The sequence below is a fragment of the Sphingobium sp. LF-16 genome (genome assembly GCF_003711185.1).
GTDB classification, from domain to species: Bacteria; Pseudomonadota; Alphaproteobacteria; order Sphingomonadales; family Sphingomonadaceae; genus Sphingobium; species Sphingobium yanoikuyae_A.
The window spans coordinates 3,523,808-3,545,000 of record NZ_CP029335.1 but is presented as its reverse complement, the minus strand read 5'-3'; the positions used below and the strand labels follow the sequence as shown (position 1 = coordinate 3,545,000).

The window sequence follows — 21,193 nt, the reverse complement described above, 5'->3', positions numbered from 1 at the left end:
GTCGCGAGATCTACCAATTCTAACCAAACTCCGAATACCAACGAGTCTAGTTCGGCAGACAGACGGCGGGTGCTAAGGTCCGTCGTCAAAAGGGAAACAGCCCTAACCTACAGCTAAGGTCCCCAAGTCATCACTAAGTGGGAAAGCATGTGGGATTTCCAAAACAACCAGGAGGTTGGCTTAGAAGCAGCCATCCTTTAAAGAAAGCGTAACAGCTCACTGGTCTAAATAAGAGATCCTGCGGCGAAGATGTAACGGGGCTAAAGTGATGCACCGAAGCTTAGGGTTCAGTCTTTGACTGAGCGGTAGCGGAGCGTTCCGTAGGCCGTTGAAGCGGAAGGGTAACCGACCGTGGAGGTATCGGAAGTGCGAATGCAGACATGAGTAGCGATTAAGAGGGTGAGATGCCCTCTCGCCGAAATTCCAAGGGTTCCTGCTTAAAGCTAATCTGAGCAGGGTAAGCCGGCCCCTAAGACGAGCCCGAAGGGGGTAGTCGATGGGAACCACGTTAATATTCGTGGGCCTGGTGGTGTGTGACGGATGCCGTAAATTGTTCGGGCTTATTGGATTGCTCCGGGCAGTGAAGGGGTCCCAGGAAATAGCCCCACCGTATAGACCGTACCCTAAACCGACACAGGTGGAATGGTAGAGTATACCAAGGCGTTTGAGAGAAGTATCCTGAAGGAACTCGGCAAATTGCCTCCGTACCTTCGGAAGAAGGAGGCCCCATCTTAAGGCAACTTTTGATGGGGGGCACAGGCCAGGGGGTAGCGACTGTTTAGCAAAAACACAGGGCTCTGCTAAGTCGGCTTCAAGACGACGTATAGGGCCTGACGCCTGCCCGGTGCCTGAAGGTTAAGAGGAGGAGTGCAAGCTCTGAATTGAAGCCCAGGTAAACGGCGGCCGTAACTATAACGGTCCTAAGGTAGCGAAATTCCTTGTCGGGTAAGTTCCGACCTGCACGAATGGCGTAACGACTTCCCCACTGTCTCCAGGATATGCTCAGCGAAATTGAATTCTCCGTGAAGATGCGGAGTACCCGCGGTTAGACGGAAAGACCCCGTGCACCTTTACTGCAGCTTCAGAGTGGCATTAGGAAAGAACTGTGTAGCATAGGTGGGAGGCTTTGAAGCATTGACGCCAGTTGATGTGGAGCCATAGGTGAAATACCACCCTGTTGTTTTCTGATGTCTAACCTCGCACCGTTATCCGGTGCAGGGACCCTCTGTGGCGGGTAGTTTGACTGGGGCGGTCGCCTCCTAAAGAGTAACGGAGGCGCGCGATGGTGGGCTCAGGACGGTTGGAAACCGTCTGTTAGAGTGCAATGGCATAAGCCCGCCTGACTGCGAGACTGACAAGTCGAGCAGAGACGAAAGTCGGTCATAGTGATCCGGTGGTCCCTCGTGGAAGGGCCATCGCTCAACGGATAAAAGGTACGCCGGGGATAACAGGCTGATGATTCCCAAGAGCTCATATCGACGGAATCGTTTGGCACCTCGATGTCGGCTCATCACATCCTGGGGCTGGAGCAGGTCCCAAGGGTTTGGCTGTTCGCCAATTAAAGTGGTACGTGAGCTGGGTTCAGAACGTCGCGAGACAGTTTGGTCCCTATCTGCCGTGGGCGTCGAAATTTGAGAGGAGTTGACCCTAGTACGAGAGGACCGGGTTGAACATACCTCTGGTGTACCTGTCGTCACGCCAGTGGCGCAGCAGGGTAGCTATGTATGGACGGGATAACCGCTGAAAGCATCTAAGCGGGAAGCCTCCCTCAAGATAAGATTTCATCGAGCCGTCGTAGACCACGACGTTGATAGGCTGGATGTGGAAGTGCGGTAACGCATGGAGCTAACCAGTCCTAATTGCTCTGTTCGCGCTTAAGAGTCCCACCATCAACGACAATGCTGGAAACAGCCAAGGCGCTGATGGCGTGGTTTTAAGCCAGCCCAGATATACGAACATACAAACACACAAGCTCTTGTTGTTCACTTTCCCAAGTGAAAGTGAATAGTGCACGGTATCGATTAAAAACCCGCAGTTATGCGCCTGCTTCATTGCTTGGTGACCATAGCGTCTGTGACCCACCCGATCCCATCCCGAACTCGGCCGTGAAACCAGTCTGCGCCGATGGTACTATTGCTCAAGCACTGGAAGAGTAGGGCGTCGCCAGGCATTGAAGCACGCGCATAGCAACGGATCAAAAACCCATCACAATGTTACAAAACAGGGCGGCCCGCAAAGCCGCCCTTTTTGCGTATCAGGGCCACACAAAAGCCCAGTGTCGCGGGATGGAGCAGCCCGGTAGCTCGTCAGGCTCATAACCTGAAGGTCGTAGGTTCAAATCCTACTCCCGCAACCAACACACAACACAACACACACGCCGCCTCGGATCTCCCCAAGGCGGCTTTTCGCGTCCGCGCCCTACCAAAACAGCGGAAGCGACTTCGGTCCAACCACACCGCCAGGCCAGTAGCTGATCTCCGCATCCGACCGAACCGCAAAGTCAGGAATGCGCCGCAGCCACTCCTGCAACGCAACCTTCACCTCCAGACGCGCCAAATGCGCGCCGATGCAGCTATGCACCCCGCCGGCAAAGGCCAGAATCGGCTTGCGCGGTCGGTCGAAGTCCACGCGCGTCGGGTCCGGGAAGACATCCGGGTCATAGTTGCAGGCGGGCAGGATGCTGTTGAACTTGTCGCCCTTCTTCATCTGTACGCCGCGCATTTCCAGATCCTGGGTAAGGGTCCGGCCGGAAAAGGTAACGGAAAAGACCCGCAGCAATTCCTCCACTTGGGCATTGATCTGGTCGGGATGGGCGATGATCTCGTGCCGCCGATCGGGATTTTCCGCCAGCCACAGCCAGATATTGTTGAGCGTCGCGAACACGGTGTCGAGCCCGGCGATGAACAGGAAGAAGGTAAAGCCAAAAATCTCCCGCTCGGTCAGCGGTTCGCCGCCGGGCCGCGCCTGGATGATCGTACTGATGACGCCATCATCGGGCCTGGCCGTCTTCTCGACGATCACCTGCGCCAGATAGGCCTCGATCCCGCGCATGGCGAGGCCGGCGGTCATGCGATCCTGCGAATGGAGCAGGTCGACCGCCCAGCCGACGAAGGTATCGCGCATCTCCTGCGGCAGGCCCATCAGGTCGAGGAAGATCGACACCGGCAGCGGGCGGCCAAAGGCCGTAGTGAACTCCACTTCGCCCGCATCGATGAAGCCATCGATCAGCTCGTTGGAAAGGCGGCGCATATAGGCTTCGAGCCGCAGCACGCTTTGCGGCGAGAAGGTCGAATCGAGGATCGCGCGATATTTGCGATGATGCGGCGGATCGATCTCCAGCGGGATGAAATGGAAATAATTATTGGGATCGCGCGGGAAGGGGGTGGCCCCGGCGGTGGTAAAATATTCCGGGTGGCGCAACGCGAAGAAGGCATCCTCATGCTTGATCGTACACCAGCTGTTCCCGATCAGCGGATTGACGCTGTAGAAGATCGGCGGATGCGTCTCGTGCAGCTTCGCCATGAAGGCGTGGGGCGCGGCGAGAAATTCCGGGCCGGTGGTCAGGCCGATCTCGCGCACCAGTTCGGGCGGGACATGGGCGGGAATGTCCATAACGGGCGTCGCTTGGGCGGTTGCCATGATCGGGCTCCTCAATATTGCGCGGCGGGCAGATGGACGACCAGCCCGTCGAGCGCATCGCTGGCGATGATCTGGCAGCTCAGGCGGCTGCTCTGGCGGCGCTCGCTGGCGGTACATTCAAGCATGTCCAGCTCGGTCTGCGCCGGCGCGGGCAGGCGGTCGGCCCAATCCTCCTCGACATAGCAATGGCAGGTCGCGCAGGCGAGCCCGCCGCCGCATTCGCCGACCATGCCCTCCAGCCCCTCATTGAGCGCCGCGCGCATCAGATTCTCGCCCGCCGGCACATCGATCCGATGCTCCGCACCGCTGGCCTCGACAAAGAGGACCGTCGCCATCTTGCTCTCCCATATATCTTCGTGATGAGAACGGTGTTCTCAATGCTGGCACTATAGTCGCGGGCTGCTAGATGGAAAGCGATTATTGCAGAGAGGATCGATGAGCATGTACCGGGCGCTGCAGACCGACGACGCGATCGCGGAACTGGACGATCGTAACCAGCAGATCGTCGCCGCCGCCTATGATCTGCTCGACGAGGAGGGGCTGGAAGGGCTGACCATCCGTGCCGTATTGCAGCGCACCGGGCTGGCCCGTCGGGCGCTATACGATCGCTTTGCGGGCAAGGATGATCTGGTCCTGGCGGTGTTTGACCACACACTTCGCCGCGCAGCGGAACAGTTCGGCGAACAGGTGCGCGACCTGCCGGACCCGCTGGCGCGCTTGCATCATATCGTGACGGCCATCGTCATCGGTCGCGCAGCCATTGATGGCGATTGGCAAGGCGGCCAGCGCCGGAGCGCGGCGCTCAGCCGCGAGCATCTGCGCCTGGCGGAGGCGCGTCCGGTCGAACTGCAAAAAGCTGTCAGCCCGCTCATCGACCTGATCGCCACGATCCTGTCCGAAGGCATGGCAGAGGGGCAGGTCCGCGCAGGACCGGCGTCGTGGATGGCGCTGCTCGTCTATAATCTGGTCTCGACCACCGTCCACAGCCAGTTGCTTGCCGAAGAGGCCGCCATTCCCGACCGCCAGCGCCGATCCGAATTGGCGGTGGAGATATGGGAATTTTGTCGCCGGGCGATTGCGGTCTAGCGCGCCAGCTTCAGCCGATCGCGGAAGAAGGCGGTCATGACGTCGAAGGCCTCACGCGATTCTGGCAGGGCGGGATCGTAGAAGAAGGCATGGCCCAGCCCATCCCACATATGCAGGTCGGCATCGACCCCGGCCTTGATCAGTTCGCGATGGGTATTGACGGTCGCGCTCATCTCGAAGGCGCGGGTGCCGGTGATCAGCAGCGTCGGCGGAAACAGTTTCAGCGTGGCCGGCGACAGCGCCGGTGACACCAGCGGATCGCTACGGTCGATACCCTTGAAATAGGCGCGGACATCGTCGCGCGGCGGCAGCGCCTGGAACGGCCGGGCAAAGCTCTGGCTGTCGCCGCCCCAGCGCGCATCGCCCGACGCGCAGAAGATGCCGATTGCGCCGGGCAGCGGCAGTTTCTCATGGATGAACCAAGCGATCGCCTCGGCCGTCAGCAATCCGCCGGCCGAACAGCCGAAGATGCCAATATCCTGCGGCTGGTAGGTCTTGAGCAGTGCGCGATAGACCTTGGTCACATCCTCGGTCGCCGCCGGCCATATGGTCTCGGGCGCCTGGCGATAGGTGATGGAGAGGATCTCCACCCCGACCAGCCCCGCAAGCGGGATCGATTCCATCATGCCGGTGCCGCCGGCCACGCCCATGATGAAGCCGCCGCCCGGCAGGTTGAGCAATATCTTCCTGCGGTTGCCCGGTGCGATGCCAGCCGCCGGCGTCGCACGCACGGCCGCTATGCCGGCAATCTGCTCCTCGCGCGTCGTCACCTTGTACATCGCCTTCAGCGCATCGATGCGCGGCGCGACCAGTTGCGGCATGCGCTGGCGCAGCGCACCGGCCTGCCCGGCGGCGACCGCGCGCATCATCGGCTCTTCGGGATCGGTCGGCGTGCGCGGCAGCGCCTTCTTTGCCGCCTCGCTCAGATAGATGGAGGGGGGCAGGCGAAAGCCGGGAACATGGACCGTGCCATCCGGCTCGATCGTGCCGGTAGCCGCCGGGCTATCGGGTGGCGGCGTCTGGGCCGCTGCCGTCCCGGCCAGGGCCAGCAGGACAAACGGCAAGGCGAATCGCATCGTCATGAACATCGCTCCTCTCCATCTTATATTATGGCATATAAGATATCGACTTGAGCCGGCACGGCAAGGGGGCTAGACCGGCGGGGTGACGATCGATCCCGACAGCGCCTTCACCGACCCGCTCGACGCGATGCTGGGCTTCCATCTCCGCCGCACCGCAGCGGCGGTGACCGGCGCGCTGGGCGAGGCGCTGGCCCCGCTCGGCCTCAATCCTGGAGAAGCCACGCTGCTGCGGCTGATCGGTGCCAATCCAGGGTGCAGCCAGAGCGACATTGCCCGTGCGTTGCGCGCCCAGCCGGCCAATCTGGTGCCGCTCATCAACAAGCTGGCGCTGTCTGGCCTGTTGGAGAAGGGCGCGGGCAAGGGCCGTGCGATCCCGCTGACGCTGACGGCGGAGGGACTAGCGCTGCACGGCCAGGTCTGTGCGGCGTTTGACGCGCATGAGGCGCGGATTGGTCGCGCCATCCCGGTCGAACAGCGCCGCGACGTCATTGCCCTGCTGCGCCAGATCTGCCTCGACGCCTGTTGCGGTCCGGACTAGCCGGCGTCCGCCTCCACCCATAGCGGGTGCCGCACCATGGCTTGAGCGAACAGCTCGGATTCCAGATGCCCGGCCAGCCAGCCGCGCAATGCGGCCCAGGGCTGCGCGGCAAACCAGTCCGGCTCCACCGCCGCAAACTGCCGCACGAATGGAAAGATCGCCATGTCGGCCAATGTCCGCCGCGCACCGCAAAGCTGGGCCTGATCCCGCAACCGCGCCTCCAGCGCGTCGAGCAGCCCGGCCGCCTCGGTCCGATGGGCGACCGGGTCGCTGCCATGGCGCTCGGCATATTTGTAGCGATCGAGATGCCGTTTGAACGGCCCGTCATTGGTCGCGATCAGCGCCGCGTCGTCACCCGCCAGCCACGCCTCTGGGTCATGCCGCCCCAGCGCCCAGCGCATGATCGCCAGACTCTCGTCGATCACCCGGCCGTCGGGCAGCACCAGCACCGGCACCGTCCCCTTGGGCGACGCGGCCAGCATCGCCGCCGGTTTGGCGCGCAGCAGGATTTCGCGATGCGCCACCGCCTGCCCGCTCACCAGCAACGCCAGCCGCGCCCGCATCGCATAGGGACAACGGCGGAAGGAATAGAGGATCGGGGCATCGGCCATGGCCCGCCCTAACCGAGCGGCGAGCCAAAGAGTAGTCTTACTCCGCCTCGACCCATGTCGTCGTCAGCGCGCGCGGCGAGAGATATTTGGTCGAGGTCCAGCCGCCATCCACGACGATCGTCTGTCCGTTGATGAAGGCGGCGCCGGGCGAGCAGAGGAAGGCGATGGTGCTGGCCACATCCTCCACCTCGCCCAGCCGCGGGAAGGGGGTGGTCTCCACATTCACCCGCTTGAACATCTCGTCCTCGAACCGGTGGCGCACCATGTCGGTCATGGTGACGCCCGGCGCGACGCAATTGGCGCGGATGCCCTGCGGCCCATAGTCGCAGGCGATATGCTTGGTCAGCGCGTCCAGCCCGCCCTTGGCCGCCGAATAGGCGCCGCCGCGCCGCCCGCCGATCACCGCATAGGTGGAGGTGACGTTCACGATGCCGCAGCCCTCGCCCATATGGACGATCGCCTCGCGCGCCAGGCGGAAGGGCGCGCGCAGCATCAGGTCCAGGAACCCGTCCAGCGTGGCGTCGTCGGTTTCGTGCAGCGGCTTGGGGCTGCCCGCGCCGGCATTGTTGACCAGGAAGTCGATCCGGCCGAACCGGTCGAGCGCCAGCTGGACGATCTGCGCCGGGGCATCGTCGGCGGTGACGTCGATCGACAGGGTGGCGACCCGCGCCGGTTCGCCGATTTCGCTCTCCAGCGTCTCCAGCTTGGCCGGATCGCGGCCGACGCCGACGATCGCCATGCCGGCGTCATGCAGCATCTTCGCCGTGCAGAGCCCGATGCCGCTGCCCGCCCCGGTGATGATCGCTACCTGCATCTATCCTGTCCTCTACTCTGTCCTGCCCCGCTCTTATCCGCTTCGCCGGGCATCGGCGAACCGCCATGGCGATGCCTTGCCGCCCCGGCTTGAACCCGCGCGCGCGCCGCGTCACCCCTGCGCCATCATCTGCATAATCCAGCGAAAGGCCCGCTCATGTCCGAACTGCGCTACGACGATCGCGTCATCGTCATCACCGGTGCCGGGCGGGGGCTTGGCCGCGCCTATGCGGAACTGCTCGGCGCACGCGGCGCCAGGGTCGTGGTCAATGATCCGGGCAGCGCCGTGCGCGGCGAGGGGATCGATGCCGGCCCGGCGGCCGAAGTGGTGGCCGCGATCAAGGCGCAGGGCGGCGACGCGATCGTCTCGACCGACAGCGTCGCCACGCCGGAGGGCGGCCGCGCCATCATAGAGGCGGCGCTCGACCATTATGGCCGGATCGACGGGCTGATCCACAATGCCGGCAACGTCCGCTACGGCTCGATGCAGGCGCTCAGCCAGGAGGATTTCGATGCCGTGCTGGACGTTCATCTGCGCGGCGCCTTCCATGTCGCGCGCGCTGCCTTCCCGCATATGTGCAAGGCGCGCTATGGCCGCATCATCCTCACCAGCTCGATCGGCGGCCTCTATGGCAATCGCGATTGCGTCAATTATGGCATGTCCAAATCGGGCATGATCGGCCTCAACAATGTGCTCGCGCTGGAGGGGGAGGCCGAAGGGGTCAAATCCAACATCATCGTGCCCGGCGCCGTCACCCGCATGGCCGAGGGGTTGGATATCTCGCAATATCCGCCGATGGGGCCGGAACTGGTCTCGCCGGTCGTCGCCTGGCTGGCGCATGAAAGCTGTTCGGTCACCGGCGAGATGCTGGTGTCGATCGCCGGCCGGGTCGCCCGCGCCTTCATCGCCGAAAGCAAGGGCGTCTATCAGCCCAGCTGGACGCCGGAGGATGTCGGCGCCCGGATCGACGCGATCATGGACAGCCAGGATCCGCTGGTCTTCGGGCTTGAGGGCCATGTCGATCATATCCGCTACAGCTTCGGCCGCGCCGTCGCGGGGGAATAGGGCGCGCGGTCAGGTCGAACCCGGCCGATCGCATCCGGCCAGTCGAACCCCGGCGGTCGATGCGCTATGGATCGGGCATCCCCGTGCGGAGTCGGAACCCATGAAGGCGGAACGGATCGACGAGGCCAGCCTGCGCCAACTGGTCGAAAGCTTCTATGCCCGCGTCCGCGCGGACGACCGGCTTGGTCCGATCTTCAACGACGCCGTGGACGACTGGCCGGCGCATATCGACCGGCTGGTCGATTTCTGGTCGTCGGTGATGCTGTCGTCGGGCCGTTACAAGGGACAGCCCGTCCCGGTGCATATGGCGCATCGCGACCGGATCACGCCCGAGCTGTTCGACCATTGGCTGAATCTCTGGTCGCAGACGACCGACGCCGTCATGGTTCCGGCGGCGGCCGCCGCCTTGCAGGACAAGGCGCAGCGGATCGCGGAAAGCCTGCAACTCGCGCTGTTCTTTCGGCTGGGGGCGCCACCGGCCGCGGGTGCATGAAGGGCGCGTGGATACGCGCCCCTTTCCGCCTTATTCGATCGTCACGCCGACCACGCGCCAGGCGCCATTTTCGCGATCCAGCGTCACCGTCTCGATCGCCTGTGCCTGATTGGCGTAGCTGGCGCGGAACTTCACCACTTCATAGCCATGGGGCGGGGCGGGCAGTTCCTCCTGGCTCAGCAGGCTGCGCGACTGGAGGGCGCCGAACCGGCCGCGCATCGTCTGCGACACCTCCGTCCAGACCTGCACCGTGTTGAGTTTCTGGAAAGCGCTGCCGGTGCCGCGATAGCTTTCGGCCCATTTGTCCTGATCGATCAGCGCCAGCCATTGGCGCGCCGCGTCGACGACCTCGGCATTATGCGCCTGGGCAGCGGCCGGCGTCGATTGTGGTGTGGGGGCGGCATCGGGCAGGGCGGCGAGGGCCAGCAGGCCAAGGACAAAAGTCATGAGAAGCACTCCAGGCAGGATCGGGCGCCGGCGATCGGCCGGCCCCACGCCGACGACCGGCGCCTCGTCCTGATCCGCTTCGACCGGGGCTGCGTCTGCCCCCAATAGCCTGTCCCCCAGAAAATCGGGGGGTGATGCCTCGGGCGTGCCTTCGGCTTCCAGCAACAGCCGGGCCGCCTCGCGGCTGCTCGACACCGCCATCTTGCGCCGGGCATCGCGCAGCCGTTCGTTGATGGTATGGACCGACAGGTCCAGGCTGCGCGCGATCGATTTCGCGTCATGGCCCCGGACCATCAGGCGCAGCGTCTGCTTTTCCTTCTCGGTCAGCGCCCAAAGGCCGTCTGTCATCCCGCTGGTCATGGCGCCAGATGTACGAAGCCCCCGGCGCGCCAGCTACCCCAAAAAATTCGTATCTTTGGCGGGGCCGGTCAGTCCGACAGGCTGCGCAGATAGGCGATCAGGTCGGCGCGCGCGAGCGGGTCGGGGATACCGCTGAACTGCATCTTGGTGCCGGGCACGAAGCGTTGCGGATTGGCGATCCAGGCGTCGAGCGCCTTGTCGTCCCAAACGCCGCCCTTGACGCGCAACGCGGCGGTATAGCCGAACCGGGCGCTGTGCTGGCCGATCGGCTGGCCGTAAATGCCGTGCAGATTGGGTCCGCCGGTGTCGGGTCCGCCAGCGCTGCTGGTGTGGCAGGCGGCGCAGGTGCCGAACAGGCGGGCGCCGGCCTTGGCGTCGGCCACCGTCATCAGCTTTTCCAGTGTCGGATTGGGGCCGGCGGCCTTCAACCGCTCGGCGCGGTGATCGTCGGCACAGCCGATCAGGCTCAGGGTCAGTAACAGGGCGGCGGAGGCGGGACGCAACATGGCGCGCCCATGCCCGATCGGCGGGCGCGCGGCCAGCGGACCAATTGTCCTACGACGCCGCCGGCGCGGGCTCTTCCACCAGCCGGGCGCGGATCTGCTGCTTCAGCACCTTGCCGGCGTCATTCTTGGGCAGGGCGTCCCACAGCGCCACCGCCTCGGGATATTTGAAGCGCGCGACGCCAAGGCCGGCCAGATGCGTAGCCAGCGTTGCGACATCCGGCGTGGCGCCGGGGCGCGGCACGATCACCGCCACCGCCCGCTCGCCGGTGCGCGGGTCGGGGACGCCGACGATCGCGATCTCGGCAATGGCGTCATGGCCGACCAGCAGATCCTCGATCTCCTTGGGCGCGATATTCTCGCCATTGCGGATGATCAGATCCTTGATCCGGCCGGTCACCACCAGATGGTCGCCATCGACCCAGGCGCCCTGGTCGCCGCTGCGATAATAGCCGTCCGGATCGAAGCTCGCGGCCTCATCCGCCTTGTGGATATAGCCGACCATCATCTGCGGCCCGCGCGCGCGAATCTCGCCATCCGGCGCGATGCGAACGGTGGCGATGCCGGGGCGGCCGTCGGTCTCGGCGGCATGGGCGACATCGGCCCGGTCGATCACGCCGACCGTGGTCACCGGCAATTCGGTCGATCCATAGACGCGGCTGACCACCGCCTGCTCGAAATAGCCGGCCGCCTCGCGGATCAGCGCCGGCGGCACCGACGCCCCGCCGCAGATGAACAATTTGAGCGCGGGCAGTCGCGTATCCGCCGCGCGCGCTGCCGCCAGCAGATGCTGCAGGAAGGGGGTGGCCCCGGCCATATGGGTGCAATCGGCCTCGGCCATGATCCGCACCGCATCGTCCGGGTTCCACTGTTCCATCAGGATCGCCGTCGCGCCCAGCAGCAGCGGCGTCTCGAACGCGTAGATCGACCCGCCGATATGACTGATCGGCGACGGCACCAGGAAACGGTCGCCCGGTTCGACCAGCCAGTGCCGGCCGATCTGGCGGATCAGCGCATTGATCGAATTATGGCTGTGCATCACCCCCTTGGGCCGGCCGGTGGTGCCGCTGGTATACATCACCATGCGCACCTCGTCGGCATCCAGCGCGGGCAGCGGCCGGCCGGTCGGGGCCGAAGACAACAGGGCGTCATAGGCGCAAACTTTGCCATCTTCCGCCCGAACGATGACGATCTCCGGCGGGTTTTCCATCTCCGCCGCTACCCGTTCCAGCATCGCGCCATAATCATGGCCGCGAAAGCGTTCCGGCACGAAGATCATCCGGCTGTCCACATCGGCCAGGATGAAACGCAGGTCATGGTCGCGCAGCGACGGCAGGATCGGATTGGCGACCATGCCGGCCAGGGTCGCGCCCATATAGATGACCGCCGCCTCCTGCCAGTTGGGCAGCATGAAGGATATGACGCTGCCGACCGGGAAGCGCGCCAGCAGCGCCTGCGCCAGCCGTTGCGCCTGATCGTGCAGGCCGGCGGCGGTCAGGCAATGGTCGCCGTCGATCAGCAGGATGCGGTCGGGCGTGTCGCGGGCGGCGTTCACCAGCGCATCGGCGGCGGTGTCCGATCGCCACCAGCCATCGGCATAGGCCTGCGCTGCCTGATCGGCGTCCCAGCGTATGTCCCATCCTGCGGCGGTGATCCGCCGTCCTGCTCCTGTCCCGGCCATGCTCGCTCCGCTGTCGATGGACGAGCCATGCGAAAGAAGCGCCGACCGGGCAAGCGCAGCGCCGATCCACCGTCCCCGCGATCAAATCGGCTGGCCGGTTCCGACCCTTCCGATCCTCCTTTATGGCCGACCCGATCCGTTTCGAGAGGGCAGCATGCGCATAGTCGACAATTTCATCGGGGGGCAGCATCGCGCATCGGCGTCGACGCGCCTGGGCGACATCTTCAACCCCGCCACCGGCCAGGTGCAGGCGCAAGTCCGCCTGTCGGCGCCCAGCGAACTGGATGAAGCGGTCGCCAATGCGCAGGCCGCGCAGCCCGCCTGGGCGGCGATGAACCCGCAGCGCCGCGCCCGCGTGATGTTCAACCTCAAGACGCTGATCGAACAGCATATGGACGAGCTGGCCGAATTGCTGTCGGTCGAGCATGGCAAGGTCCATTCCGATGCCAAGGGCGATATCCAGCGCGGCCTCGACGTGGTCGAATTTGCTTGTGGCATCCCGCATCTGCTGAAGGGCGAGTATACTGAGGGGGCAGGTCCGGGCATCGACGTCTATTCGCTGCGCCAGCCGATCGGCATCGCGGCCGGCATCACCCCGTTCAATTTCCCGGCAATGATTCCGATGTGGATGTTCGCGCCGGCGATCGCCTGCGGCAATGCCTTCATTCTGAAGCCCAGCGAGCGCAATCCCTCTGTCCCGGTGCGCCTGGCCGAACTGGCGATGGAGGCGGGATTGCCGGCCGGCATCCTGAACGTCGTCCATGGCGACAAGCAGGTCGTGGACGCGATCCTCGATCATCCCGCGATCAAGGCGGTCAGTTTCGTCGGCTCGTCCGACATCGCCCAATATGTCTATGGCCGGGGTGCATCGAACGGCAAGCGGATGCAGTGCATGGGCGGCGCCAAGAATCACGGCATCGTCATGCCCGACGCCGATCTGGATCAGGCGGTCGCCGATATCCTGGGCGCGGCCTATGGTTCGGCCGGCGAGCGCTGCATGGCGCTGCCGGTGGTGGTGCCGGTGGGTGAGCAGACCGCGGTGGCGCTGCGCGCCAAGCTGGAGGCGGGGATCGCCGGGCTGCGCGTCGGTGTGCCGAGCGATCCCGACGCCCATTATGGCCCGGTGGTCAGCGCCGCGCACAAGGCGCGGATCGAAAATTATATCCAGATGGCGGTCGACGAAGGCTCCGAGCTGGTGATCGACGGCCGTGGCTTCGCGCTGCAGGGCTATGAGGATGGCTTCTTCCTCGCGCCCACTCTGCTCGACCGCGTGACGCCGCAGATGAAGAGCTATCAGGAGGAGATTTTCGGTCCCGTCCTGCAGATGGTCCGAGCCGAAACGTTCGAGGAAGCGATCAGCTATCCGACCAAGCATCAATATGGCAACGGCGTCGCGCTCTTCACCCGCAATGGCGATTTCGCGCGCCGCTTCTGCGCCAATGTCGAAGTCGGCATGGTCGGTATCAACGTGCCGATCCCGGTGCCGGTCAGCTATCACAGCTTCGGCGGCTGGAAGCGCTCGGGCTTTGGCGACATGAACCAATATGGCATGGACGGCGTGCGGTTCTACACACGGGTCAAAACCGTGACCCAGCGCTGGCCGAGCGGCGGCGCGGTGCTGGACCAGAGCTTCGTCATCCCTACCATGGGCTGACACGTCTCCTGAGGGGGAGAGGGCAAGGGCGGGTCGGGCAACCGGATCCGCCCTTGGTCCTTTTGCCGCGTGGTGAAACGCGCGCCGGCCGCTATAGGTTAGGGATCGACCACAGGAGAGAGGCGATCCATGACCCCAAAGGGCGACCAGGCATTATATCAGCAGACACGGCGTTCGGCGCAGGAGGCGGCGGCGCTGATCCCGTCGGGCGCGAAGATCTGCATGGCTTTGGGGACCGGCCAGCCGCCTGCCCTGCTAGCCGCCCTTGCCGAACGCGCCCGGTCCGCTTCTGTCGCTGATCTGCGTATCTATTATATGCTCTGCACCGGGATCGCCGGCGCCAGCCTGTTCGACTTCGCGTTGCGCGACCGGATCACGCCGATGAGCCTGTTCCATGGCGGCGTCGAACGGACGCTGGATCGCCAGCTGGGCGACGCGCATCTCCCGATGATCGATTTCCTGCCCTGCCATTTCAGCCAGGTGCCGCGCGCCATGGTCGAGCATGTTGGCGTCGACACGCTGATTGCGACGGTCGCGCCGATGGATGCGGATGGTAATTTCAGCCTGGGAACCGATGTCGACTATGCACTGGCGGTGGCGCGCAAGCCGGGCACCCGGATCATCCTGGAGGTGAATGCGCATATGCCCTATGTGCGGGGCGATTGCATGATCCCCCTGTCGGCCGTGACGGCGCTGGTCGAGCATGATGTGGCATTGCCGACGCTGCCGGCCATTACTCGCACGGCGGTCGACGACGCGATCGGCGCCACCGTCGCCGGGCTGATCCGCGATGGCGACTGCCTGCAGATGGGGATTGGCGCGCTGCCGGAGGCGGTGTGCGCGGGTCTCGCCAACCATCGGCATCTGGGCATCCATACCGAGATGATGACCACGGGCCTCGCCGGACTGATGCAGTCGGGCGTGGTCGACAATAGCCGCAAGCAGATCCATGCCGGCAAGGCGATCTATACCTTCGCGCTCGGCGACCAGGCGCTTTATGATTTCCTGCACGATAATCCGGCGGTCGAGGCGCATCCGGTCGATTATGTGAACAGCCCGTTCCTGATCGCGCGCAATGACAATATGGTGTCGGTGAACGCGACACTGCAGGTCGATTTCCACGGCGCGTGCAATTCCGAGTTCGTCAACGGGCGACAATTCAGCGGCACCGGCGGACAGGTGGATTTCGTGCGCGGCGCCTATGCCTCGCGCGGCGGCCGATCGATCATCGCCTGCCACTCGACCGCGGCCAAGGGCACGATTTCCCGCATCACCCCGCGTCTGGACGGGCCGGTGACGACGCCGCGCATGGACACGCATCTGATCGTCACCGAATATGGCCTGGCCGACCTGAAGGGCAAGTCGGTGGGACAGCGGGCCAAGGCCTTGATCGCCATCGCCCATCCCGATTTCCGGGAGCAACTGGAGCGCGCAGCGTTCGACGCCGGGTTGTTTGCCGGCTGATCAGCGCGGACGGATCGTCAGCCACTGCGAGACGGTGCCGATCGCGCCATCCCGGTCGTGAAGGATGCTGTGGGTAAGGCCGATGCCGTCGGTGCCGAAGGAGACGGTAACGTCGCAGCCCAGCCATTCGCCGACCGGCGCGCGGAAGATATGGGCGGTGAGGTCGAGATTGGGAAAGGCGGCGTCGGCGGTCGATACCAGAGGCGCCAGGCCATTGGCGGTATCGACCAGCCCCATGGCGCGGGCGAGCGGCGATACTGCCTCATCCTCGATCAGCGCATGGGGCGTGCGGATCCAGCCAATGGCGCGGCCCGGCGCGACATATTGGCGGCGGGCATCGATGCTGGCGATGAAGCCGCCGGGCCATTCGCCGGTGCCGTCCCAGGGTGCCATGGTTTCCGGGCCGGGAATGGGATCGAAGCCGCCGCCGGCGATCGCGCTTGTGTCATAAGCCTGGGCCAGCCAGGCGCGCAGCAGGATTGCCGGCCGGCCGCCATGGCTGAGCCGCGCCTCGACCAGTTCGATGGTGCGGCCGGGTCGGATGACGCTGACGTCGATTTCGACCGTATCGAGCGGGATGGTGCCCAGGATATCATAGGACAGGCGCCCCAGTTGCAGCGGATCGGGCCGGCGGGATTTGGCGTCCACCTCGATCGCATGGGCCAGCAGGCCGATCGCGGGGGCAACATGCTGCTCCGTCACGTTCCAGGCGCCGCCGACCAGTTCCGTCGGGGTGAAATGGCGGGCATCAAGCCGCCGGAAATAGGCCATGGGGTCCTCTTCATTGCCGTCTGGGCGGGTCGGATTTCCCCTATCAGCAGGAACCGGCCGCCCGCAAGCTGACGGCGATGATGACAGTCCGGCGTCGGTCGGATGACGATTGCCGCCTTCAAAATTTAACCCCACTGCCGCGCGAACGACACGAGCGTGACTCATGCGCCCGCTAGGGAGGAGGCAGGGGAATGAGGGATGGCGAAGCCTTTGCGTGCGATATTGGTCGCGAGCCTGGCGGTGTTGGCCGCCACGGGATCGCAGGGCGAAAGCCGGCGGAGCGATACTGCCGGGCTGGCGGCGACCGCGCCACAGCCGGATAGGCCGCTGTCGGTGATGACCTATAATGTGATGGGCCTGCCCTGGCCGATCGCCCTTGGCCGGGACGAAGCACTGGGCCGCATCGCCGATCGGCTGGCGGCGCTGCGCCGGGCCGGGCGCCAGCCGCATATCGTCCTGCTGCAGGAAGCCTTTTCGCCGCAGGTCGCGCAGTTGGCGCGCCGTGCGGGCTATGCCCATGTCGCGATCGGCCCGGACAGCGGGTTGCGTACGGCGATTGTGGCGGGACCGGATGACCGTGCCTATGTGCAGGCGGCGCGATGGGACCGGGGCGAGACAGCACCCAAGCAGTTGAACAGCGGTCTGCTGATCCTGTCCGATTATCCGATCGCCGGCATCGACCGCATGGCCTTTCCCGATTTCGCCTGTGCCGGCTTCGATTGCCTGGCGAACAAGGGCGTGCTGATCGCTCATCTGGCGGTGCCGGGCTTCGACCGGCCAGTCAGCATCGTTAACACCCATCTTAACGCGCGCAAGGCGGCAGGCGTGGCGATCGTCCGGTCGCAGCGGGCGTTTGATCGGCAGGCCGGGCTGCTGGCCGACTTCGTGCGCGCCCATGTTCCCGCCGGACAGCCGATGATCCTGGGCGGCGACCTCAATATCGGCGGCGATCGCAACCGCATCCATGCCTTCTTCACCCGCTGGGCGCGGGCGGGCATGAGCTTTGTCGCGGCGCATCTGGGCGGCGCACGTCGGGCTCTGGCGGACAGCCTGCCATCCGATGCCGGCACGCACTGGGATCTCGAACAGGCGAGCGCGCGCGGCAAGGATTGGCTGTTCGCGCGCGACGATCGTGGTCGGCCGATGCGGGCCATCCACGCGGCCGTGCCCTTTGGTACGGAGGTGGAGGGCGCGCCGCTGTCCGACCATTTCGGTTACATGATCGCCTATGAACCGGAACGTCGCGCCGGGGCCGCTGTCCAGTTGGCGCAGGTGGCGTCATGACGATGATCCGCTGGATGGTGGTGTCGCTGGCAGCCCTGGCGTTCGCGGTCCCGGCATCGGCGCAGACGATTACCCCCGACCATGGCGGCTTTGTGCTGAAACGGCCCTTGCGTTTTTCCCTGCTGCCCGCGCCCCAGGACGGTGCAGCGAAGCCGGCGCGCATCTATGCGGTCGAACTGGCGCCATCGCCGGCCGAGCCGGCGGCGATCAGCATCGCGGTCCAGCGCAAGCGCAACCGGATGGCGGCGCTGCCGGCTCGTCGGATCGGTACGGTACCCCTGCCTACCGACCTGTCTGGCGATGCCCAGCCGCGCAGCAGCCTGATGCTGGTCGACGCCCATGGCAGCCTGTCACTGGCGGACGGCTTGCAGGCCGAACTGGGCTGGCAGGGGGCCAAGCTCAACAATCGCGGGGCCAATGTGACGGCGCTCTATGGCAGCGACTCAATCAAGAGCCGCGACCTGTTCTTGCCGACGGGGCGGCTGGCCTATGACGCCGCGCCCGGCGTCACCCTGCGCGCGGACTATCGCGAAACGATAGAGGCCTATGCCGGGGTCGGCCTGTCGGGTGCGCTGGGGCTGACGCGCGAGGCGTTTCGCACATTGCAGGCCGGTTTGCGGCCGGAACGCGACAGCCGCATGCGGCTGGGCAGCGACTGGATGGTGGCGCCGGACCTGACATTGGCGGTCGATGCCTTTGACGGCGAGGTCGAGGACCGGCTGGCCTTCGTCGAGGACGGCTATCTGCCGGTCAATCGCGGGTCGGCGCATGTGCGGGGGCTGGCGATGCGGGCGGAGCATCGACTGACGCCCGCGCTCAGCCTGTTGGCGCGCTACCATATGGCGCAACTGCGCCAGGAGCGGGGCGGCCGCGTGCAGGAACAGCAACTGATTCTGGAAGGTCTGTGGGCGCAGGGCCCATGGCGCTGCCGGATCGCTGCCGCGCAGAGCAGCGCGCCGGCGCTGATGCAGGATGATGGTGGCCTGCGGCTGGAGGCCGGCATCGATTATGCGTTGACCGGGCGTCGACCGATGCGGGTTGGCCTGCACCTGACCGATCCCGACCAACTGGCGAGCAGCAGGCTGATGCGCGTTGATGCCTCCGGCGCGGCGCGGCCGGAGGATCAGGCGCAGGCGCTGATGCTGACCGCCGCCCTCGCCTGGTAAGGCAAGGGGCGGCAGGAAGCACCTCAGTTCAGGGCATAGGCAATCAGCTCGTCGCCCACTGGCGTCTGCATGAAATGATGACCGCCGGCCATGATGACCAGATATTGCTTGCCATTCTGGCTGTAGGTCATCGGCGTCGCCTGACCGCCGGCGGGCAGCACGTCCTGCCACAAAGTCTTGCCGGTCTTGAGGTCGATCGCGCGGATCAGATTGTCAGTCGCGGCGGCGACGAAGATCAGTCCGCCGGCTGTCACCACCGACCCGCCATTATTGGGCGTGCCGATCGTCAACGGCAGCATCGAGGGGATGCCGAACGGTCCGTTGGTCCGTGCCGTGCCGAAGGGACGATCCCAGATGGTCTTGCCGGTGGCGATGTCGATCGCGCGGATCCCGCCATAGGGGGGCTGCTTGCAGAGCAGGCCGGTGAAGGGCAGGCGCCAGCCGGCATTGACGTCGATCGCATAGGGGGTGTGCGCCTGCGGATCGCCCGCGCCTTCCGCCCCGCCAATCTCGCCGCGTGCCTGGTCGCGCGGCGCCCAGCCCTTCTTGTTGGCTTCCTTGCGGGGCACCAGCCGGACATAATTGGGCATGTCGTTATAATTGGCGACGATCACCCCGCGTGCCGGATCGACGGCGATGCCGCCCCAGTCGGTGCCGCCATTATAGCCGGGATATTCGATCGAGCGCTTGTCGGCTTCGGGCGGAGTGAAGAAGCCCTTGTAGCTCGCCCGGCGGAACTGGATGCGGCAGATCATTTGGTCGATCGGCGACATGCCCCACATGTCCTTTTCGGTGAGGTCGGGCTTGCGCAGCGTGTGGTAGAGCGAGATGCGCTGGGTGGCGGCGCGCTGCTCCGGCTCGACACCGATCTGCGGTGCCTTGATATCACCGATCGGGGTCAGCGGCCGGCCGGTGCGGCGGTCGAGCACATAGATGTCTCCCTGCTTGCTGGGCAGCAGCATCGCCGGCACCGGGCCGCGCGCGGTCGGGAAATCGATCAGGGTCGCCTGGGCGCCGAAATCATAGTCCCACACATCCTTGCGCACTGCCTGGAAATTCCAGCGCGGCTTGCCGGTCATCACGTCGATCGCGACCAGCGAGGTGGCGTAGCGATTTTCCTCCGGCCGGCGCAGGCTGCTGTAATAATCGGCGGCGCTGTTGCCCATCGGCAGATAGACGAGGCCAAGCTGCTCGTCGCCCGAGGCGATCGTCCACATGTTCGGGGTGCCGCGGGTATAGGTCTGGCCGGCCGGCGGCGGACCGCTGCGTTCCGGGTGCATCATGTCCCAGGCCCAGCGCATCTTGCCCGTGACCGCGTCATAGGCCTGGATCACGCCGGACGGCGCCCAGCGATCCTGCCCGTCCAGCACCTGATGGCCGGTGACGATGACGCCGCGCACGATGGTTGGCGGCGAGGTGATGGAGACATAGCCTGGAGGGACTTGGCCCATGCCGTCGGTGATGCGGACCTGGCCATTGCTGCCAAAGTCGCGGCACTGCTGGCCGGTGCGGGCGTCAAGCGCCATGATCCGTGCGTCGAGCGTGCCCAGGATGATGCGCTGGGCGCAGGGCGTGTCGGCCGCAGCGCCGGGCACGGCATAATAGCTGACCCCGCGACAGGCGGCGGTGTATGGAATGGCCTCATCCGAAACCTTGGGATCGAAGCGCCATTTCTGTTTGCCGGTGGCGGGATCGAGCGCGATCACCATGCTCTTGGGCGTGCAGACATAGAGGGTGTCGCCGATCTTGAGCGGCGTGTTTTCCGCGCCATAGGTGTTGCGGATCTGGGCCGAGGCCGGCAGGTCGCCGGTGTGGATCATCCAGGCGCGCTTGAGGTTACCCACATTGGCCGGGGTGATCTGGGCGAGCGGCGAGTAGCGCCGGGCGCTGTTGGTGCCGCCATAGGCCGGCCAGTCGGCGCCGGTGGTGCCGAGCGAGGGATCGGCCATGGCATAGCGGGCGTCGGGCAGGCCCTGCAGCACCGGCGGGATGAAGTTGCTGGCGATGCTCCAGAAAAAGCCGATCGCGACAGCGAAAGTGACAGCCACCCCGACCCATGCACGGTGCCAGCGACCAGCGCTGCGGTCGAGCGTCGGCCACACCAGTTGCAGCGTGATCAGGAGGACCAGCGGGGCGACGACGCGCGGCACCAGCGCCCAGGGATCAAGGCCCACTTCCCAATAGGCCCAGAGCAAAGTGACAGCGAAGATGACAATGTAGAGCCAGCCGCCAGCCTTGCGCCCGCGTGCCAGCAGCACGCCCGCGACGATCAGGGCGATGCCCGTGACCAGATAATAAGGCGAGCCGCCCGAGATCAGCAGCCAGGCGCCCCCGCCGGTCAGCACCAGCCCGATGAGGCCGAAGACGATGCCCAATATCAGGGCGGCGATCGATCGGCGGGGGGTGCGTTTGTCATGGTCGGATACTCCCTGGGCAGGAGGCACGGGCAGGTGCCGGTTTACAAAGGAGAAACCGACCAGCTTCGTTCCAGACATGAACAAAATTTCATCTTCGTGGCGCGATTGTAGCGCGCAT

Annotated in this window: 18 protein-coding genes, 1 tRNA gene and 2 rRNA genes (1 of these 21 only partly in view); 11 read left to right on the top strand and 10 right to left on the bottom strand. The window is 65.1% G+C overall.

The genetic code is table 11. The features are described from left to right. The 3 genes from DIZ22_RS16620 to DIZ22_RS16610 all read left to right on the top strand — a co-directional run. A 23S ribosomal RNA gene (locus DIZ22_RS16620) occupies window positions 1-1,878 on the top strand; it begins 914 nt to the left of the window's first position. A gap of 176 nt (window positions 1,879-2,054) precedes the next feature. Further along, window positions 2,055-2,169, top strand: a 5S ribosomal RNA gene (gene rrf / locus DIZ22_RS16615). A gap of 110 nt (window positions 2,170-2,279) precedes the next feature. Then, window positions 2,280-2,356 (top strand) — tRNA-Met (locus tag DIZ22_RS16610). A 62-nt stretch (window positions 2,357-2,418) separates the two neighbouring features. On the opposite strand, the gene DIZ22_RS16605 is transcribed toward DIZ22_RS16610, so the two are convergent. Together DIZ22_RS16605 and DIZ22_RS16600 are read right to left on the bottom strand one after the other, a co-directional pair. Then, the gene (locus DIZ22_RS16605; RefSeq protein WP_048936852.1) at window positions 2,419-3,639 is read right to left on the bottom strand and encodes a cytochrome P450; all 1,221 of its coding nucleotides are present in this window, start codon (window positions 3,637-3,639) and stop codon (window positions 2,419-2,421) included. Window positions 3,640-3,650: 11 nt separating this feature from the next. After that, complete coding sequence (locus tag DIZ22_RS16600; protein ID WP_048936851.1) at window positions 3,651-3,974, bottom strand: 2Fe-2S iron-sulfur cluster-binding protein; 324 nt, start codon at window positions 3,972-3,974, stop codon at window positions 3,651-3,653. A gap of 100 nt (window positions 3,975-4,074) precedes the next feature. Between DIZ22_RS16600 and DIZ22_RS16595 the strand changes: the two genes are divergently transcribed. Continuing rightward, a complete protein-coding gene (locus DIZ22_RS16595; protein ID WP_234415702.1) occupies window positions 4,075-4,725 on the top strand; it encodes a TetR/AcrR family transcriptional regulator in 651 nt (216 codons plus the stop codon). Here the strand turns inward: DIZ22_RS16595 and DIZ22_RS16590 are convergent. Then, window positions 4,722-5,807 carry an alpha/beta hydrolase fold domain-containing protein gene (locus DIZ22_RS16590; RefSeq protein ID WP_048936874.1) on the bottom strand — a complete coding sequence of 362 codons (1,086 nt, stop codon included), beginning with the start codon at window positions 5,805-5,807 and terminating at the stop codon, window positions 4,722-4,724. The two genes, DIZ22_RS16595 and DIZ22_RS16590, sit on opposite strands and share 4 nt — an antisense overlap. Before the next feature lie 82 nt (window positions 5,808-5,889). Here DIZ22_RS16590 and DIZ22_RS16585 point away from each other — a divergent pair, with 82 nt between their 5' ends. Beyond that, the gene (locus DIZ22_RS16585; protein WP_048936849.1) at window positions 5,890-6,345 is read left to right on the top strand and encodes a MarR family transcriptional regulator; all 456 of its coding nucleotides are present in this window, start codon (window positions 5,890-5,892) and stop codon (window positions 6,343-6,345) included. Here the strand turns inward: DIZ22_RS16585 and DIZ22_RS16580 are convergent. Together DIZ22_RS16580 and DIZ22_RS16575 are read right to left on the bottom strand one after the other, a co-directional pair. Beyond that, entirely contained in the window at window positions 6,342-6,956 is a 615-nt protein-coding gene (locus DIZ22_RS16580) for a glutathione S-transferase (RefSeq protein ID WP_048936848.1), read from the bottom strand. The genes DIZ22_RS16585 and DIZ22_RS16580 overlap by 4 nt on opposite strands. A gap of 37 nt (window positions 6,957-6,993) precedes the next feature. Next, window positions 6,994-7,770 carry an SDR family oxidoreductase gene (locus DIZ22_RS16575; protein ID WP_048936847.1) on the bottom strand — a complete coding sequence of 259 codons (777 nt, stop codon included), beginning with the start codon at window positions 7,768-7,770 and terminating at the stop codon, window positions 6,994-6,996. Between the two features lie 156 nt (window positions 7,771-7,926). Between DIZ22_RS16575 and DIZ22_RS16570 the strand changes: the two genes are divergently transcribed. Next, window positions 7,927-8,835 carry an SDR family NAD(P)-dependent oxidoreductase gene (locus DIZ22_RS16570; RefSeq protein ID WP_004209116.1) on the top strand — a complete coding sequence of 303 codons (909 nt, stop codon included), beginning with the start codon at window positions 7,927-7,929 and terminating at the stop codon, window positions 8,833-8,835. 100 nt (window positions 8,836-8,935) lie between these two features. Beyond that, a complete protein-coding gene (locus tag DIZ22_RS16565) occupies window positions 8,936-9,328 on the top strand; it encodes a group III truncated hemoglobin (RefSeq protein ID WP_048936846.1) in 393 nt (130 codons plus the stop codon). A gap of 30 nt (window positions 9,329-9,358) precedes the next feature. Here the strand turns inward: DIZ22_RS16565 and DIZ22_RS16560 are convergent, their stop codons facing one another. The 3 genes from DIZ22_RS16560 to DIZ22_RS16550 form a co-directional block, all read right to left on the bottom strand. Beyond that, on the bottom strand, window positions 9,359-10,135 hold the full coding sequence (locus DIZ22_RS16560) for a DUF4019 domain-containing protein (protein WP_048936845.1): 777 nt from the start codon (window positions 10,133-10,135) through the stop codon (window positions 9,359-9,361). Between the two features lie 68 nt (window positions 10,136-10,203). Continuing rightward, window positions 10,204-10,641 carry a c-type cytochrome gene (locus DIZ22_RS16555; protein ID WP_048936844.1) on the bottom strand — a complete coding sequence of 146 codons (438 nt, stop codon included), beginning with the start codon at window positions 10,639-10,641 and terminating at the stop codon, window positions 10,204-10,206. A 49-nt stretch (window positions 10,642-10,690) separates the two neighbouring features. Further along, on the bottom strand, window positions 10,691-12,319 hold the full coding sequence (locus DIZ22_RS16550; protein WP_107917535.1) for an AMP-binding protein: 1,629 nt from the start codon (window positions 12,317-12,319) through the stop codon (window positions 10,691-10,693). Between the two features lie 154 nt (window positions 12,320-12,473). On the opposite strand from DIZ22_RS16550, the gene DIZ22_RS16545 reads away from it, so the two are divergent. Both DIZ22_RS16545 and DIZ22_RS16540 read left to right on the top strand, forming a co-directional pair. Continuing rightward, on the top strand, window positions 12,474-13,973 hold the full coding sequence (locus DIZ22_RS16545) for a CoA-acylating methylmalonate-semialdehyde dehydrogenase (RefSeq protein ID WP_122928414.1): 1,500 nt from the start codon (window positions 12,474-12,476) through the stop codon (window positions 13,971-13,973). A 129-nt stretch (window positions 13,974-14,102) separates the two neighbouring features. After that, window positions 14,103-15,437: an acetyl-CoA hydrolase/transferase C-terminal domain-containing protein gene (locus tag DIZ22_RS16540; RefSeq protein WP_048936843.1), complete on the top strand. Its 1,335-nt coding sequence runs from the start codon at window positions 14,103-14,105 to the stop codon at window positions 15,435-15,437. On the opposite strand, the gene DIZ22_RS16535 is transcribed toward DIZ22_RS16540, so the two are convergent. Further along, window positions 15,438-16,208, bottom strand: coding sequence for a thioesterase family protein (locus DIZ22_RS16535; RefSeq protein ID WP_048936842.1), 771 nt, complete (start codon window positions 16,206-16,208; stop codon window positions 15,438-15,440). 198 nt (window positions 16,209-16,406) lie between these two features. On the opposite strand from DIZ22_RS16535, the gene DIZ22_RS16530 reads away from it, so the two are divergent. Together DIZ22_RS16530 and DIZ22_RS16525 are read left to right on the top strand one after the other, a co-directional pair. Further along, window positions 16,407-17,492 carry an endonuclease/exonuclease/phosphatase family protein gene (locus DIZ22_RS16530; RefSeq protein ID WP_048936841.1) on the top strand — a complete coding sequence of 362 codons (1,086 nt, stop codon included), beginning with the start codon at window positions 16,407-16,409 and terminating at the stop codon, window positions 17,490-17,492. Continuing rightward, complete coding sequence (locus DIZ22_RS16525; protein WP_048936840.1) at window positions 17,489-18,658, top strand: TonB-dependent receptor; 1,170 nt, start codon at window positions 17,489-17,491, stop codon at window positions 18,656-18,658. Before DIZ22_RS16530 ends, DIZ22_RS16525 begins: the two co-directional genes overlap by 4 nt. Before the next feature lie 23 nt (window positions 18,659-18,681). Here DIZ22_RS16525 and DIZ22_RS16520 read toward each other — a convergent pair whose 3' ends face one another. Continuing rightward, on the bottom strand, window positions 18,682-21,153 hold the full coding sequence (locus DIZ22_RS16520) for a membrane-bound PQQ-dependent dehydrogenase, glucose/quinate/shikimate family (protein ID WP_240626746.1): 2,472 nt from the start codon (window positions 21,151-21,153) through the stop codon (window positions 18,682-18,684). Window positions 21,154-21,193 lie beyond the last annotated feature (40 nt).